Raw genomic sequence first — 14,838 nt, 5'->3', positions numbered from 1 at the left:
AATAAATTATAGGTCTCATCTCACTATTTATAGTGTAGATGAGGTCAAAAAAAGCGAGCCGAAAGGTCTCGCTTTTTTTATGTCTGAAATAAACCAAAATCATAAAAGTGATGAGTGTTAGAAGTAGATTTTGATGAGTGATACTTTAGCTAATGACTTGAAAATACATCATTTAGCCCCTATAAACTAGTGTAATACTAACAAGGAGAAACACCATGGATACCAAATCATTTCTCGATGAATTACTCAGAACGGGCAAAGACCTTGCGAGTAAAGGACAAACCATCGCAGAAGAAAAATTACAAATACCCGAAGCAGGTGAAGAGCGCGATGCCAAACTGGATGGCATGAAGAAAGGCGCCATGGCGGCGGGTGTTTTAGCGTTGCTATTAGGAACAGGAGCAGGGCGAAGAGTAACAGGTTCGGCGTTGAAAATAGGCAGTCTTGCTGCCATTGGTGGCATTGGTTATAAAGCCTATCAAAACTGGATGTCAGAAAGAAATGCTACTGAACAAGAATATGAGGACATTGCCAGAGAAGCGGCTGGTCAAGGCAAGAGTGAAGGCCGTTTAATCAACTTTGATAAACTAGAACCAGAGCAAGCCAATGACCGCAGTCAAACCTTGTTAAGAGCGATGGTAGCTGCGGCGAAAGCTGATGGTCATGTAAATAGTAAAGAAGAAGCTGCGATTAAAGAGCAGATAGTAAAACTAGAGCTTGGCGATGAAGTGGAAGGCATTCTGCAGGCAGAAATCGCTCGACCGCTTGATGTGAAAGAAATCGCGGCAATGGCTAAGAGCCAGGCAATGGCGTCAGAAATTTACTTGGTCTCGGCAGTGGTAGTGGATCGAGAGAACTCGATGGAACGCGATTATTTAGATTCACTCGCCAAAGAAATGGGGCTGCCAGATGATCTAGTAGCACAGTTACAAAAAGTGAAAGAAGAAGAATTAGCCTAAGTTGGCTTAAGTCATTTCATTCAAAAATAAGCCTTAAAGTAGGGGGGGGGGGCATTTTCAATGACTCCCCTTTTTTTGCTAAAAAAAGCATTTTATTAGATATTCGAAGGTAATTAAAACGGTTAAAACGCATTACAAATGCTCAACTTGTGCATAGCTTTCATTTTTAACCAGCTTAACTTTATCGCCTCTTTTAAAGGTTTGTGTTTCGTTCTCGAATTGTGTCACAACAACGTTCTCGCCATTATCAAGCAATAAAGAAATTTCTAATCCTGGTTTCTTGCTTAAGTCTCTGTCTGCACTGCTTCCTGCCGCGCTACCAATCATACTGCCAATAATCGAGCCAGCGATACTTGCAGAGCCAAGAATAGAGCCGGCTATAGATCCTGTTGTGCGCAGTACGCTACTGTTAGAGCTCGGGTCAGCGACAGATACTTTTTTAACGTCAGATATCGTTGCTTTTTGCACCTGAAGCACAGGCTGTTTTTTAATGGTATTCGCTTTGTTGTTGGTCGTAGGTGCCGTAGAACACGCGCTTAAAAAAGTACACAATACAATGATAGTTGAAAGTAAGATTGTAGAATTAAGTTTTTTCATGTGGGTCTCTTTTTCTCAAATGATATAAGGTAAGAGGCATTTTTTAACTTTTTGGTTCATCTAATCTACTTTTACTGCGTTGTGGTATTTGTATTTTTTGGTTGATAACTACTTATAAACTAAGACTCTTTTTTACTATCGCCAAAGATTGTATCCAGCTTTTCAGCAACTCGATTTTTTGATGCGGCGGCCTTCATGAAAATGACGATAGACTCCAATTCTCCAATGGCAGGGCGAATCTCGATATTTTGTTCCTGAAGAATCTGCTTCATATCGTTGCCGCAAAAATCGATTAAAAACTCATCATTACGCGCAATGCCTATTGCTAGACCAATTAAGTAAGGCGTAGCAGTATCACCACTGGTGACTGTGATTTTGTGAGCAAAACGTTGCCACGCTTTAATCCAGTGTTCTTTTTCTGACTGGCTGATGGTTCGGGTATCGATACGTAAGAATAAAATTATTCGGCTAATGTTTTCTTGAAGTGTCGTGGTCTCCATTTTTCCGAGCTTTTTAGCCGCTTTCAAGTGGTGGCTAATGCAATGATCGCATTGGTAATATTGCGCTAGCGCTAGAGCAACGCACTCTTTTTGGCGTAAATCGAGATACGTATCCCACTTCTCTTCGCCATCCGTACCGTTGAAAACCATCATGTGCATCAGATTCATCAAATCAGAAATGTGGCGTGGGAAAATATTATCTTGAAATAGAGTAATGCTCATAATTGCCCTTATTGTTCGTTAAATGAGTGTTGATAGTTAACGTTGATATTACTTTGGCAGGAGTTTAATGAAAGTAATATTAGATCTTCGGGAATGTTTATTAGGATTTGCTTAATCTAGGTCAAGTAATTGAATGCCTTTAGTTATTTGGAATTGTTTTAAATATAAAGGCACCCCCCTACTTACAGGCTTTTTTTTAAGAGTGTCTCAAAAAAATATGGTCGTTACACACATGAAAGAAAACAGTGATGCTAACTTTCGTCTGGTTTATCACCCAATAGAAAGCGTGCTCCAGAACCATTTTTTGAAATATAGTCACCGGCGTTGTAAAGCTCGCATTTCTTCAGCGATAAACAACCGCAACCGATGCATCCTGATAGTTTTGATTGTAACTCTTTAAGTTGCTTAATTCTCGATTCGATATCTTGACTGAATTTTTTGCTCAAGCGCTCCCAGTCTGCCTTGGTGGGTGTGCGATTCTCGGGCAGCGAATCCAATGCGCCTTTGATTTCCTGTAAGGAATAACCCAGATTTTGAGAAATCAAAATAAAAGAAATACGACGAATCACCGAACGGTGGAAAAGCCTATGACCGCTAGGACTTCTGGTAAACGGAATCAAATTTTCAGTCGCATAAAATCGAATCGCCGAAACGTTACTGCCAGTACGTTTCGCAATCTGTCCAATACTCATAAACGGGTCATTTTTCATGACATAAAATATAGTCAAATTAGCTCTTGATCTCAAGTTAACTTGAGATATTAATATATATTTATCGAAGCAAAGCTACTTGTCGAATCAGTTAAATAGATTTGTACGTTTAAAAATATGAATCAAAAAGGAGTTAACACATGAAACCAGCCACTTTAGAACACATAAATGTAACCGTAAAAGACCCTGACGAACTCGCCTCATTATTTTGCCGTTTGTTCGATTGGAAAATAAGATGGTCAGGAGCAGCGCTGAATAATGGCAGAACCGTTCACGTAGGAAGTGATGATTCGTACTTGGCTTTATATACGCACAAACAAGCAATAGAAACTCGATCACGAAATCCAGAGAAAATTAACAACCTGAATCATGTGGGGATTGTCGTTTCAGGTATCGATGAGGTTGAATCAAAAGTGAAAGAAGAAGGTTATAAGCCCTTTAATCATGGCGAATATGAGCCCGGAAGACGCTTTTATTTCATGGTGGATGAATTGGAAATTGAGGTAGTAGATTATAGTTAGGGGTTATCTTTTATTGAGATTGTTTAGCCACCTCCCCACTTACAGGTACTTTTAAAAAAAGGCCTGTAAGTGGGGAGGTGGCTTTTAAACTTGAGTGGGTGTTTTCGTAGTTGGGGTGATTGCTCTTTTATTTCTGAGGTTGTATTTTTATTTTTTTATTCTTAATTTTAAATAATTGATAAATTTCAGGAATAATGGATAAGAATGAAGGTTGTTTGAGTGGCTTTAGGAGCGAGTCCCCTTCATTCCCATTATTTCCCTCGATGAATTCAGCTTGGCAACGGTTTAGAATCACGGCAATTCTTTGGTTGCTTTCTTTTTGCTGTTTTGAAAAGAAAGTCACTCGGTGCTGTGAATAGATATTCGAGGGAAGTCCAATAGTCCATAAAGCAACGAAACAATTTAGCGCAATCTAAAAAAGTGCCCCAAAGTAGGGGGGTGACAAGATAACTCCCCTAAAGCGACGTCAAGTTCGCATAACTAAGAACCAACCACTTGGATCCCTCGTAATCAAAATTCACCTGCACCCTGGCATGACTGCCAGCCCCTTCCACATCAGTAATAATCCCCTCGCCAAATTTCGCATGCGAAACTCGCTGCCCAATCGACATGCCTGTTTCATTGGTGCGTGTAGCTAGACGCGGTTTGGTTTCGCGCTCGTAATCTGATTGCCAATTACTATTGCTGTAGGTATTTACCTTGGGGCGAATCTCTTCGATGAGTGTTTCCGGGATTTCTTTTAAGAAGCGCGAAGGTACGCCATATAGTGTATTGCCATAAAGTCTGCGTTGTTCTGCGTAACTCATCACCAATTGGGTTTCGGCGCGGGTGATGCCTACATAGCAAAGGCGGCGTTCTTCTTCCAGTCTGCCTTCTTCTTCGACCGACATTTGATGCGGGAACAGTCCTTCTTCGAGTCCAACGAGAAATACTAGCGGGAATTCTAAGCCTTTGGCGGAATGGAGTGTCATTAATTGAACGCAGTCATCGCCAGCTTGACCCTGTCCTTCACCTGCTTCTAATGAAGCGTGTGAAAGAAACGCGGTGAGGAAGTCCATGTCGGCGTGTTCGTCATCGGGTTTATAAGTAAAGCCTTGAGCGGCAGAGATTAATTCGTTGAGGTTTTCTATGCGAGCCTGGCCAGCATCGCCTTTTTCTTTCTTAAGGTAATGATCTTTAAGTTTCGAGGTTTCGATGACGTGTTCGACTTGCTCATCTAATGGTAGTCCATTGATGTCGCTTGCCATTTGTTCTATGAGTTGCACAAAAAGCTGTAATGCGCCCGCTGCACGCGCAGTAAAGGTTGCTGTTTCTAACAGTGCTATCGATGATTGCCAAAGTGTACTGCTGGTGTTACGTGCATGTTCGCGAATGACACTGACTGTTTTATCGCCAATACCGCGAGTAGGCTGGTTGATGACTCGCTCGAACGAAGGGTCGTCTTGTCGATTGGCGCAGAGTTTTAGGTAGGCAAGTGCGTCTTTAACTTCGGCACGCTCGAAGAATCGCTGGCCACCATACACACGATAAGCAATGGAGTTTTCATTAAGTATGCTTTCAAAAACACGGGATTGCGCATTAGAGCGGTAGAGTATGGCGATGTCACTGTGTGAGTTACCGTGGCTGACCCATTGTTGAATGCGTGAGGCTACGTAAGTGCCTTCTTCAATTTCATTGTAGGCGGCGTATAAATGAATAGGTTCGCCATCACCGCCATCGGTCCAGAGGTTTTTGCCGAGTCGTCCTTCGTTGTTATCGATAACTGCATTGGCTGCATTCAGGATGTTGCCACTGGAGCGGTAGTTTTGTTCAAGCTTTATGGTTTGCGTTTGTGAAAAGTCGCGTGAGAAATTTTGAATGTGTTCTATTTTTGCACCACGCCAGCCATAGATTGATTGGTCGTCATCGCCAACAACAAACGGTGGAATATTCTCACCTGCGAGTAGACGTATCCATGCATATTGTAAAGTATTGGTGTCTTGGAACTCGTCTACCAGAATGTGTTGAAAGCGTTTTTGGTAGTGGCTGAGAATTTCCGGGTTGTCGCGTAATAATTCTAATGAACGCAGGAGTAATTCGGCGAAGTCTACAACACCAGCGCGTTGGCAGGCATCTTCGTACTGTTTATACACGTCTACAAGCTGTCGAGTTGTAGGGTCGCCACGATCCTCAATATGCATCGAGCGAATGCCTTCGTCTTTGCGTTTATTGATGTACCACATGGATTGTTTGGCTGGCCAGAGCTTTTCATCCAGCTGGAGTCCGCGATGGACGCGTTTGATTAGTCGTAATTGGTCGTCTGAATCCAGTATCTGGAAGTTTTGCGGTAATTTGGCTTCTTCCCAGTGTCTTCTGAGTAATCGATGAGATAAACCGTGGAAGGTACCTACCCACATGCCACCAGCAGGTGTGCCGAGTAATCCTTCTATGCGTCCGCGCATTTCAGCGGCGGCTTTGTTGGTGAAGGTAACGGATAGTATGGCAAACGGTGAAACTTGTTCTACTTGTATGAGCCATGCAATGCGGTGGACTAAAACTCGTGTCTTGCCACTGCCTGCGCCAGCTAATATCAACAATGGGTTTTTACCAGCGGATACCGCTTCGCGTTGTGGTTTGTTTAAGTCATCGAGTATGTGGGATACGTCCATTAGGGGCTCTGTAATTAAGTTCTTAATATATAAATAGGGGGTATGTATTTTATGAATTGTAACGGATTAAGAGTATGAATTTGTAGTTAATGTGGATACTATTCACGCACTTTTCAATATCACAGGTTAGAAGTCAAATACGGAATGCATAATCTAATTATTCTGGTGCGCCATTTAAGGCGAATTGCTGCATTTAAAGTGAGTACTAGAGCGTTGGTTATTACCTTGATGGTATTGGGTGCCTGGGTGGCGACTATTCATTTGGAGTTTCCTCCCGATATATCAATAAACGATAAATTGATACATGTGATCGTGTTTTTTGGTTTTGCGCTGCTGATGGATTTAGCAATCTCGCGCAGTCCATTTTGGTTATGGAAGGGATTACCACTTTTAATTTATGGTGGTGGTATAGAGGTTGCACAGTACTTTACCGAGTTTCGTTCTTTTTCATTGGCAGATTGGTTTGCCGATTTTGCGGGTATCTTGTTGTATTACATCGCTAAATCAATAATTGTTTATTGGGATAAAAAAAGATCTACTCATAATTAGTATTAAAAGATGAATAAATATTGATTAATTAAGTAAGTTTAGTTGAGTGAAAGAAAGCCTGATGCTAGTATTCTCGCGTCTTGATTCAATGACTTAGCAAGATTAAATTTGTTGATAGAGTCATAGACTATACGAATGGCATTTGGTTCATTCGCAAAAGAACGAAATAGTGAATAGATAAATGAGAAATTTATTAGTTATACAGGCCATTTTGGTATTGCTTGGAGTCGCTGTTTCATTCTTCTATTTAGGTGATAATGGTATATTGCCGGCTGCTTATGGTGGCGCTGTTGCAATAGCTAATACGATTTTATTGTCACGTCGTCTGGATTCTGCAGGCGAAATGGCTAAGGAAAACCCTGAGGGTGGAGTGCTGACACTTTATCTCGGTGTTATTCAAAGATTTGTTTTTGTACTTGTTATGTTTGGTGTCGGTATGGGAGTTTTGAAGTTATTACCTCCTCCTATGCTAGGAACCTTTGCTGTTGCTCAGCTGGCCTTTATGTTATTTGGCTCTAAGCAAACGAAGTTGGCTTCCGAGGAGGTTGCTAATGCTGCAAAAGACGCCTCCGATAGCAACGACAATAAGTAATTATAATTATTTTTATTTTGGAGACTGAGAATCGTGAGCGAGTCTAACGCGCCAGCTATATCGAATCCCGTTGAGTATATTCAGCATCACCTGGGCAATATGACCCATAATGGTGAGCGTCCTGCTAGTCTAGTTGATTTCAGTGTATTTTTTGTTGATACATTTGTAATGAGCTTGATTCTGGCTTTGGCGTTTGCATTTGCCGCTTGGAAGGTCGGGAAGAATCTTGATCCTGATAAGCCAACTGGAATGCAGAATATTCTTGAGACGGTAGTAGAATTTGTTAATCAGCAAGTGAAAGATATTTTCCCTACGGCTGATAAATGGGTAGGTCCTCTAGCAATCACTATTTTTGTATGGGTTGCTTTGATGAATACCATGGATATCATTCCTGTGGATTTAATTCCATCATTAGTGGCTGGTGTTGCAGGTGTGTTTGGATATGATCCGCATCACGTTTACTGGAAAGCAGTGCCTACAACTAACCTTGATACTACCTTTGCGTTGGCGTTGTTGGTGTTCGGTTTAATAATCTTCTATAACATTAAGCACAAAGGTTTGTTTGGTTATATGAAGGTGTTTGCTACGCATCCATTCAGTGCAAGCAATCCTATCGTTAAAGTATTGTTATTCCCGATTAATGTTGTAATGACAGCGATTGAGGAAGTGGCTAAGCCAGTGAGTCTTGGTCTAAGATTGTTCGGTAATATGTTCGCAGGTGAGTTGTTATTCTTATTGATTGCTTTGCTTGCATTCTCATACTGGGCAATGCCTGGTCAGGTAGTGTTGGGAGTTTTATGGTCAATCTTCCATATCCTGGTTATTTTGTTACAAGCGTTTATTTTTATGCTGTTGACTATCGTTTACTTAGGTTTGGCGAGTCAGGGCACAGACGAACACTAAATTTTAGTGTTCGTTATATTTGAGTTTACTTTTTTTAATTTTTAACATTTTTTATATTTAGGAGATTTACTATGGATGCTGCAATTGTATCTGAAATCATGTCTGCCACTGCAATCGGTGTTGGTATCATTCTAGCGGCTGCTGGTTTAGGTTCGGCTTTAGGTTGGGGTTTGATTTGTTCGAAGTTTATTGAAGGTATCGCTCGTCAGCCTGAGATGCGTGCCCAATTAACTGGTCAAATGTTATTTACTGGTGGTTTGATGGAAGCATTCCCAATGATCGTTTTGGGTATCTCAATGTGGTTCATCTTTGCGAACCCGTTCATCGGTGCTGCTGCTGCTGCGATTGGTGGTTAATTTTTTCGAACTCTAATTCGACTTAACTGAAATAGTATTCGGAGAAAAATCATGAATGTAACAGCAACATTAATTGGTCAGCTGATTGTTTTTTCAATTCTGATCTGGTTTATCAAAGCAGTGCTTTGGGAGCCAGTTATTAATACATTGGAAGATCGAAAAAAACGTATTGCTGACGGTTTAGCTGCATCTGAAAAAGGCATGAAGGATCAAGAGCTAGCGGCAGAAAATGCTAAGCAGGCGATCAAAGAAGCCAAGCAGGAAGCGGCAGAAATCATTGCTCAAGCGAAAGCTCGTGACACGCAAATGATCGAAGAAGCAAAAAACAAGGCAGTTGAAGAAGCTGACCGCGTTATTGCTGGTGCTCAGGCAGAAATCGATCAGGAAGTTAACCGCGCTAAAGATTCTTTACGTACTCAGGTGTCAAGTTTGGCAGTTGCAGGTGCTAGTAAGATTCTTGGTAAAGAGGTTGATGCCAATGCGCACAAAGCTGCATTGAAAGAGCTGATTGAGCAGATATAGGAAATACGATTATGTCTGAATTGACTACAGCAGCTCGTCCCTACGCTCGTGCCGTTTTTGAAATGGCCGAGTCAGCAGGTAGCTTAGGTGAGTGGTCTGATATGCTTGGTTTTATGGGTGCTATAGCAAGTGATGAGAAAGTTAGTGCATTACTTGCAACTCCCAAAATGGCTAAGCAAGCAGGCGCTGATGCTTTCGTTCAACTTTGCGATGGCAAGTTGAACGAGCAAGCGAAAAACCTTGTTAGTATGCTAGCTGAAAACGACCGTCTTTCACTTCTCCCTGAAATGAGTGCAATTTATGAAGTACTTAAAGATGAGGCAGAAGGTTCTGTTGAGGCAATCGTTACATCAGCTAAAGCGTTAACTGAGACAGAAGAGAAGTCTATTTCTGATGCTCTCAAAAAACGTTTGGGGCGTGACGTAAAAATAAAGGTTAGCGTTGATGAAACACTGCTCGGTGGTGCGATCATTCAGGCTGGCGATTTGGTAATAGATGGTTCTTTAAAAGGGCGTTTGAGCAAAATGACGTCTGTAATGGCTAACTAAACCACAAAATTAAGAGAAAGGTATAGGTAAATGCAACTTAACCCGACAGAAATTAGTGATCTGATAAAAAAGCGTATCGAAGGCTTTGAAACAGATGCTGAAGCACGTACTGAAGGTACAATCGTATCTATCATGGATGGTATCGTGCGTATACACGGTTTATCAGATGTAATGTCTGGTGAAATGATTGAGTTCTCTAACGGAACATACGGTCTAGCTTTAAACTTGGAACGTGATTCAGTAGGTGCGGTAGTACTTGGTGATTACAAAGATATGACAGAAGGTGATACTGCAAAGTGTACTGGTCGTATCCTAGATGTTCCAGTTGGTCCTGAATTGATGGGACGCGTAGTTAACTCATTAGGCGCTCCGATTGATGGTAAAGGCCCGGTTAATGCTTCTTCAATGAATCCAATTGAGCGTCAGGCTCCTGGTGTTATCGAGCGTAAATCGGTTGATGAGCCAATGGAAACTGGTATCAAGGCACTTGACTCAATGGTTCCTGTTGGACGTGGTCAGCGTGAATTGATTATAGGAGATCGTCAGACTGGTAAGACAGCTGTTGCGATTGATGCGATTATTAACCAAAAAGGCAAAAACGTTAAATGTATTTACGTTGCTGTCGGTCAAAAAGCTTCTTCTGTTGCTGGTGTTGTACGTAAACTAGAAGAGTTTGGTGCAATGGAGTACACAATTGTTGTTGCTGCAAATGCTTCAGACCCTGCATCTATGCAATATCTTGCTCCTTACGCTGGTTGTGCAATGGGTGAGTATTTCCGTGATAACGGAGAAGACGCACTAATTATTTATGATGATTTAACTAAGCAGGCTTGGGCATATCGTCAAGTTTCATTACTTCTTCGTCGTCCTCCGGGTCGTGAAGCATATCCTGGTGATGTTTTCTTCCTACATTCACGTCTACTTGAGCGTGCAGCTCGTGTTAACGCTGAATATGTAGAAAGATATACTGAAGGCAGAGTAAAAGGTAAAACAGGTTCTTTAACTGCTTACCCAATTATCGAAACCCAAGAGGGTGACGTATCTGCATTCGTACCTACAAATGTAATCTCTATTACAGACGGTCAGATCTTTCTCGATACTGATTTATTCAACTCTGGTAATCGTCCTGCGATTGATGCTGGTTTATCAGTATCTCGTGTTGGTGGTGCGGCTCAGACTAAAATCATCAAGAAGCTTGGTGGTGGTATTCGTCTTGATTTGGCTCAGTATCGTGAATTGGCTGCTTTCTCTCAGTTTGCATCCGATTTGGATGAAGGAACTAGAAAGCAACTTGAACGTGGAGCTCGTGTTACTGCATTAATGACTCAGGCCCAATACTCTCCTTTGAAAACAGGTGAGTTAGCTTTCTCATTATTCGCAGCTAACGAAGGTTTCCTGGACGATATCGATGTGAATAAAGTCAACGACTTTGAATCTGCGATGTTGTCATACATGAGAACTGAAAAAACTGATTTCCTTGAAGGCTTAAATGAGTCTGGCGATTACAACGATGACATTGCTTCTGAAATGAAGAGTGCGCTAGAGAACTTTAAATCTAAAGGTGCCTGGTAGAAAGATGCTTGGTAAACAAGTACCAGAAAATCAAGGAGCTTAGTAATGGCAGGTCTTAAAGAAATACGCTCGCAGATTGGTAGTATTCAAAATACTAAGAAGATTACCAAAGCCATGGAAATGGTAGCTGCATCAAAAATGCGTAAAGCTAGAGAACGTATGGACGCATCACGTCCATACGCAGAAAAAATGCGACAAGTTGTTAGTCATATGGCATTAGGTCAGCTTGAATATCAACATACTTTTGTTAAAGAGCGCGAAACTGTAAAACGTGTCGGTTACATCATTATTTCTTCTGATCGTGGTCTTTGTGGTGGTTTAAACACAAACCTTTTCAAGAAGGCATTTCAAGATATTGCGGAATGGAAAGATAAAGATGTTGAAGTCGATATAGCAGTTTTTGGAAGCAAAGCACTATCTGTTTTCAGACGCTTTGGTGTTGTAGCAGAGTCTACAGGTTTGGGTGATAAGCCAACTACAAATGATTTATTAGGTACGACAAAAGTTATGCTTGATGCATACGAAGAAGGTCGTATTGATCGTTTGTTTCTTGTAGAGAATGAGTTTGTTAATAGCATGACTCAAACGCCTCGAGTTACTCAAATGATTCCTATAGTTGCTGCTGATATGGATGAAATCAAATATCAGTGGGATTACTTGTATGAGCCAGAGTCTAAGGAAGTAGTAGATGCTCTTATGACTCGTTATATTGAATCTCTGGTTTATCAGGGTGTTGTAGAAAATATTGCCTGTGAGATGTCAGCGAGAATGATCGCTATGAAAAGTGCATCTGATAATGCTGGTGATATGATCGATAAACTTAAATTGGTTTATAACAAGGCTAGACAAGCGTCGATTACACAAGAAATTTCAGAAATTGTTTCGGGTGCTGCAGCGGTAGAATAATCCGTTATAGCTAAAAGTAATATCCGAGCAGTTTATTAAAAAATTTAACATTTAAGGTAGAGGTACTAACACAATGAGTACTGGAAGTATTGTTCAAGTTATCGGTCCTGTTGTTGATGTGGAATTTCCACGTGACGCAGTTCCATCGGTTTATAGTGCATTAACCGTTCCAGATCACAACGGATTGACTCTAGAAGTTCAGGGTCAACTAGGTGATGGTGTTGTTCGCACAATCGCAATGGGTGAGGCTGAAGGTCTTAAACGTGGCATGGAGACAGTCAACACTGGTGAGCCAATTATGGTACCAGTTGGTGAAGGAACTTTAGGACGTATCATGAACGTTTTAGGTGATCCGGTTGATATGGCTGGTGAAGTGAAGGTTGATAAGCGTATGCCTATTCACCGCGATCCCCCAAGCTATGAAGAATTATCTTCTACACTTGATATTCTTGAGACTGGTGTAAAGGTTATCGATTTGGTTATGCCAATCGCTAAAGGTGGTAAAATCGGACTGTTCGGTGGAGCTGGTGTTGGTAAAACAGTTACATTGATGGAGTTAATCAACAATATCGCAAAGGCGCATAGTGGTTTATCTGTGTTTGCTGGTGTTGGTGAGCGTACTCGTGAAGGTAATGATTTCTACTACGAGATGGAAGAAGGTGGAGTACTTGATAAAGTAGCTCTAGTATACGGTCAGATGAATGAGCCTCCAGGAAGTAGACTACGTGTTGCTTTGACTGGTTTGACTATGGCTGAGCATTTCCGTGATGAAGGTCGTGACGTATTGATGTTTATCGATAATATCTATCGTTATACACTTGCGGGTACAGAAGTATCGGCACTTTTAGGTCGTATGCCTTCTGCGGTGGGTTATCAGCCAACACTTGCTGAAGAAATGGGTGCGCTTCAAGAGCGTATTACTTCTACAAAGAAAGGATCTATTACATCTTTCCAGGCGGTATATGTACCTGCTGATGACTTGACGGATCCATCTCCTGCTACAACTTTTGCTCACTTGGATGCTACGCTCGTACTATCACGTAATATCGCTGAGCTAGGTATATACCCAGCGGTTGATCCTTTGGATTCATCTTCTCGCCAACTTGATCCTTTAGTAATTGGTGAAGAGCATTATGGTGTTGCACGTAGTGTACAGGGTGTACTTCAGCGTTATAAAGAATTGCAAGATATTATCGCTATACTAGGTATGGACGAATTATCTGAAGAAGATAAGCAAACTGTTGCTCGCGCTCGTCGTATTCAACGTTTCCTATCTCAACCTTTCCATGTTGCTGAAGTATTTACTGGAGCGCCAGGAAAATACGTATCGCTAGCTGATACACTTGCTGGTTTTAAAGGTATTCTTGCTGGTGAATATGATCACTTACCTGAGCAAGCTTTCTACATGGTTGGCGGAATAGAAGAAGCTGTTGAGAAAGGAAATAAAGACGCTTAATCTTTATTTATCTCTTAACTTATTTCGTAATACAGGAAAGATAGAATATGGCTATGACAATGCATTTGGATGTTGTAAGTGCTGAGGAATCGATATTCTCAGGCGTAGTTCAAGAATTATTAGCGCCTGGTACTATGGGTGACTTGGGTATTTTACCTGGTCACTCTCAGCTTATATCAACACTAAAAGCTGGCGAGCTAAAGTATAAAACAGATGATGGCGAGTCTTTATTGTTTGTTGCTGGTGGTGTCATGGAAGTGCAGCCTTCAATCGTAACTATTTTGGCAGATACGATTGTTCGTGCTGAGGACCTAGACGAGAAAGCAGCTGAGGAAGCTAAGAAGAGAGCAGAAGATGCGCTTCAAGGTAAAGACCCTCAAGATTTAGATTATGAAGCTATTCAAGCAGAATTAGATGCTGCTAAAGCTCAAATTGAAATGATTCATCGTATTGGTAGAACATTAAGATAACAGGATTGATTTCTGCGCTTGCGGGCTATATGACTGATTAAATGACCGAATATCTTAATATTTGGTCACTTAGATTCAGTATTTTGTGGTAAATAAAAAAAAATGTTGTTTTTTTACCATTTTTTTTGAATGTGCCCTGAATAAAGTCTATACTCCGAGTGCGGATAAACAATGATTATGGATCGTTTGTTCTAAATGGTCGTTTCGAATTTTATAACTAACAAGTAGTAAGGATGTACAAATATGAAGATTAAACATCAGCTTTCATTAGCAACATTATTAATGGCAGGCGTTTTTGTAACTGGTTGTTCTCAGCAGGAAGTTTCTGGTGGTTCACAAGTTTCAGGTGGTTCACAGGCTCAAGTAGAAGGTGGTTCACAGGTTTCTGGTTCTCAACAGCAAGTTGAAGCAGCTCCAGTTGTAGCAGCTCCAATCGCAGCTGAGCCAGCTCCAATGGCAGCACCTAAGCCAGCTCCAATGGCTAAACCAGCTCCAAAACCAGCTAACCGTTGGTTCCATTACCACCCAGAAGCTCCAGCATGTGCAAAGACTAAGAGTCATTCACATAAATACACTAACCGTAACCACCGTCACCACTATGCTTGTCAGCAGAAGGCTAAGCCAGCTCAACCACAAGTTGACGTATACGCTCTACAACGTAAGTTGAAAGCAAAAGGTTACTACAAAGGACCTATCGACGGAATCGTTGGACCAGGTACTCGTAGCGCACTTCAGCAGTTCATGAAGCGCTAAACTATTGAATTAATAGTTTATCTCTGATTAGTCAGAGATTAAAATGGGACTAGG

Annotated in this window: 17 protein-coding genes; 13 read left to right on the top strand and 4 right to left on the bottom strand. The window is 41.3% G+C overall.

Annotated elements, in window-relative coordinates:
- Positions 1–215: 215 nt before the first annotated feature.
- Positions 216–959 carry a tellurite resistance TerB family protein gene (locus tag EV695_RS17755; protein ID WP_131907350.1) on the top strand — a complete coding sequence of 248 codons (744 nt, stop codon included), beginning with the start codon at positions 216–218 and terminating at the stop codon, positions 957–959.
- Positions 960–1,091: 132 nt separating this feature from the next.
- Here the strand turns inward: EV695_RS17755 and EV695_RS17750 are convergent, their stop codons facing one another.
- The 3 genes from EV695_RS17750 to soxR all read right to left on the bottom strand — a co-directional run bounded on the left by EV695_RS17750 (position 1,092) and on the right by soxR (position 3,006).
- Positions 1,092–1,556, bottom strand: coding sequence for an outer membrane lipoprotein (locus EV695_RS17750; RefSeq protein WP_131907349.1), 465 nt, complete (start codon positions 1,554–1,556; stop codon positions 1,092–1,094).
- 119 nt (positions 1,557–1,675) lie between these two features.
- Entirely contained in the window at positions 1,676–2,278 is a 603-nt protein-coding gene (locus tag EV695_RS17745) for a carboxymuconolactone decarboxylase family protein (RefSeq protein ID WP_131907348.1), read from the bottom strand.
- 251 nt (positions 2,279–2,529) lie between these two features.
- A complete protein-coding gene (soxR, locus tag EV695_RS17740) occupies positions 2,530–3,006 on the bottom strand; it encodes a redox-sensitive transcriptional activator SoxR (protein WP_207907148.1) in 477 nt (158 codons plus the stop codon).
- Positions 3,007–3,128: 122 nt separating this feature from the next.
- Here soxR and EV695_RS17735 point away from each other — a divergent pair, with 122 nt between their 5' ends.
- Entirely contained in the window at positions 3,129–3,509 is a 381-nt protein-coding gene (locus tag EV695_RS17735) for a VOC family protein (protein ID WP_131907347.1), read from the top strand.
- Positions 3,510–3,964: 455 nt separating this feature from the next.
- Here the strand turns inward: EV695_RS17735 and uvrD are convergent, their stop codons facing one another.
- Entirely contained in the window at positions 3,965–6,157 is a 2,193-nt protein-coding gene (gene uvrD / locus EV695_RS17730) for a DNA helicase II (protein WP_131907346.1), read from the bottom strand.
- 144 nt (positions 6,158–6,301) lie between these two features.
- Here uvrD and EV695_RS17725 point away from each other — a divergent pair, with 144 nt between their 5' ends.
- From EV695_RS17725 to EV695_RS20295, 11 genes are all read left to right on the top strand, one after another.
- On the top strand, positions 6,302–6,706 hold the full coding sequence (locus EV695_RS17725; RefSeq protein WP_131907345.1) for a VanZ family protein: 405 nt from the start codon (positions 6,302–6,304) through the stop codon (positions 6,704–6,706).
- A gap of 181 nt (positions 6,707–6,887) precedes the next feature.
- Complete coding sequence (locus tag EV695_RS17720) at positions 6,888–7,298, top strand: ATP synthase subunit I (protein WP_131907344.1); 411 nt, start codon at positions 6,888–6,890, stop codon at positions 7,296–7,298.
- 33 nt (positions 7,299–7,331) lie between these two features.
- Positions 7,332–8,201: a F0F1 ATP synthase subunit A gene (gene atpB, locus EV695_RS17715; RefSeq protein ID WP_131907343.1), complete on the top strand. Its 870-nt coding sequence runs from the start codon at positions 7,332–7,334 to the stop codon at positions 8,199–8,201.
- A 71-nt stretch (positions 8,202–8,272) separates the two neighbouring features.
- On the top strand, positions 8,273–8,557 hold the full coding sequence (atpE, locus tag EV695_RS17710; RefSeq protein WP_131907342.1) for a F0F1 ATP synthase subunit C: 285 nt from the start codon (positions 8,273–8,275) through the stop codon (positions 8,555–8,557).
- 51 nt (positions 8,558–8,608) lie between these two features.
- The gene (locus EV695_RS17705; RefSeq protein ID WP_131907341.1) at positions 8,609–9,079 is read left to right on the top strand and encodes a F0F1 ATP synthase subunit B; all 471 of its coding nucleotides are present in this window, start codon (positions 8,609–8,611) and stop codon (positions 9,077–9,079) included.
- Between the two features lie 11 nt (positions 9,080–9,090).
- A complete protein-coding gene (locus tag EV695_RS17700; RefSeq protein WP_131907340.1) occupies positions 9,091–9,627 on the top strand; it encodes a F0F1 ATP synthase subunit delta in 537 nt (178 codons plus the stop codon).
- A gap of 30 nt (positions 9,628–9,657) precedes the next feature.
- The gene (gene atpA, locus EV695_RS17695; protein WP_131907339.1) at positions 9,658–11,199 is read left to right on the top strand and encodes a F0F1 ATP synthase subunit alpha; all 1,542 of its coding nucleotides are present in this window, start codon (positions 9,658–9,660) and stop codon (positions 11,197–11,199) included.
- A gap of 45 nt (positions 11,200–11,244) precedes the next feature.
- On the top strand, positions 11,245–12,105 hold the full coding sequence (atpG, locus tag EV695_RS17690; protein WP_131907338.1) for a F0F1 ATP synthase subunit gamma: 861 nt from the start codon (positions 11,245–11,247) through the stop codon (positions 12,103–12,105).
- 73 nt (positions 12,106–12,178) lie between these two features.
- On the top strand, positions 12,179–13,561 hold the full coding sequence (atpD, locus tag EV695_RS17685; RefSeq protein WP_131907337.1) for a F0F1 ATP synthase subunit beta: 1,383 nt from the start codon (positions 12,179–12,181) through the stop codon (positions 13,559–13,561).
- Between the two features lie 47 nt (positions 13,562–13,608).
- Positions 13,609–14,031 (top strand): F0F1 ATP synthase subunit epsilon, encoded by a 423-nt coding sequence (locus EV695_RS17680; protein ID WP_131907336.1) that lies wholly within the window; start codon positions 13,609–13,611, stop codon positions 14,029–14,031.
- 243 nt (positions 14,032–14,274) lie between these two features.
- Positions 14,275–14,784 (top strand): peptidoglycan-binding domain-containing protein, encoded by a 510-nt coding sequence (locus EV695_RS20295; protein WP_207907147.1) that lies wholly within the window; start codon positions 14,275–14,277, stop codon positions 14,782–14,784.
- Positions 14,785–14,838: the final 54 nt, after the last annotated feature.

The sequence above is a fragment of the Cocleimonas flava genome (assembly GCF_004339015.1).
In the GTDB taxonomy this organism is placed as follows: domain Bacteria; phylum Pseudomonadota; class Gammaproteobacteria; order Thiotrichales; family Thiotrichaceae; genus Cocleimonas; species Cocleimonas flava.
Note: the sequence above shows the minus strand (reverse complement) of the source record. Positions and strands in the feature narration are given on the sequence as shown.

Excerpts from the sequence above, each read along its gene's own strand:
- EV695_RS17755 (WP_131907350.1), top strand. The coding sequence starts at position 216 with ATGGATACCAAATCATTTCTCGATGAATTACTCAGAACGGGCAAAGAC.
- uvrD (WP_131907346.1), bottom strand. The coding sequence starts at position 6,157 with ATGGACGTATCCCACATACTCGATGACTTAAACAAACCACAACGCGAA.
- EV695_RS17735 (WP_131907347.1), top strand. The coding sequence starts at position 3,129 with ATGAAACCAGCCACTTTAGAACACATAAATGTAACCGTAAAAGACCCT.
- atpE (WP_131907342.1), top strand. The coding sequence starts at position 8,273 with ATGGATGCTGCAATTGTATCTGAAATCATGTCTGCCACTGCAATCGGT.
- EV695_RS20295 (WP_207907147.1), top strand. The coding sequence starts at position 14,275 with ATGAAGATTAAACATCAGCTTTCATTAGCAACATTATTAATGGCAGGC.
- atpA (WP_131907339.1), top strand. The coding sequence starts at position 9,658 with ATGCAACTTAACCCGACAGAAATTAGTGATCTGATAAAAAAGCGTATC.
- atpG (WP_131907338.1), top strand. The coding sequence starts at position 11,245 with ATGGCAGGTCTTAAAGAAATACGCTCGCAGATTGGTAGTATTCAAAAT.
- EV695_RS17700 (WP_131907340.1), top strand. The coding sequence starts at position 9,091 with ATGTCTGAATTGACTACAGCAGCTCGTCCCTACGCTCGTGCCGTTTTT.
- atpD (WP_131907337.1), top strand. The coding sequence starts at position 12,179 with ATGAGTACTGGAAGTATTGTTCAAGTTATCGGTCCTGTTGTTGATGTG.
- EV695_RS17750 (WP_131907349.1), bottom strand. The coding sequence starts at position 1,556 with ATGAAAAAACTTAATTCTACAATCTTACTTTCAACTATCATTGTATTG.
- EV695_RS17725 (WP_131907345.1), top strand. The coding sequence starts at position 6,302 with ATGCATAATCTAATTATTCTGGTGCGCCATTTAAGGCGAATTGCTGCA.
- EV695_RS17720 (WP_131907344.1), top strand. The coding sequence starts at position 6,888 with ATGAGAAATTTATTAGTTATACAGGCCATTTTGGTATTGCTTGGAGTC.
- EV695_RS17705 (WP_131907341.1), top strand. The coding sequence starts at position 8,609 with ATGAATGTAACAGCAACATTAATTGGTCAGCTGATTGTTTTTTCAATT.
- EV695_RS17745 (WP_131907348.1), bottom strand. The coding sequence starts at position 2,278 with ATGAGCATTACTCTATTTCAAGATAATATTTTCCCACGCCACATTTCT.
- EV695_RS17680 (WP_131907336.1), top strand. The coding sequence starts at position 13,609 with ATGGCTATGACAATGCATTTGGATGTTGTAAGTGCTGAGGAATCGATA.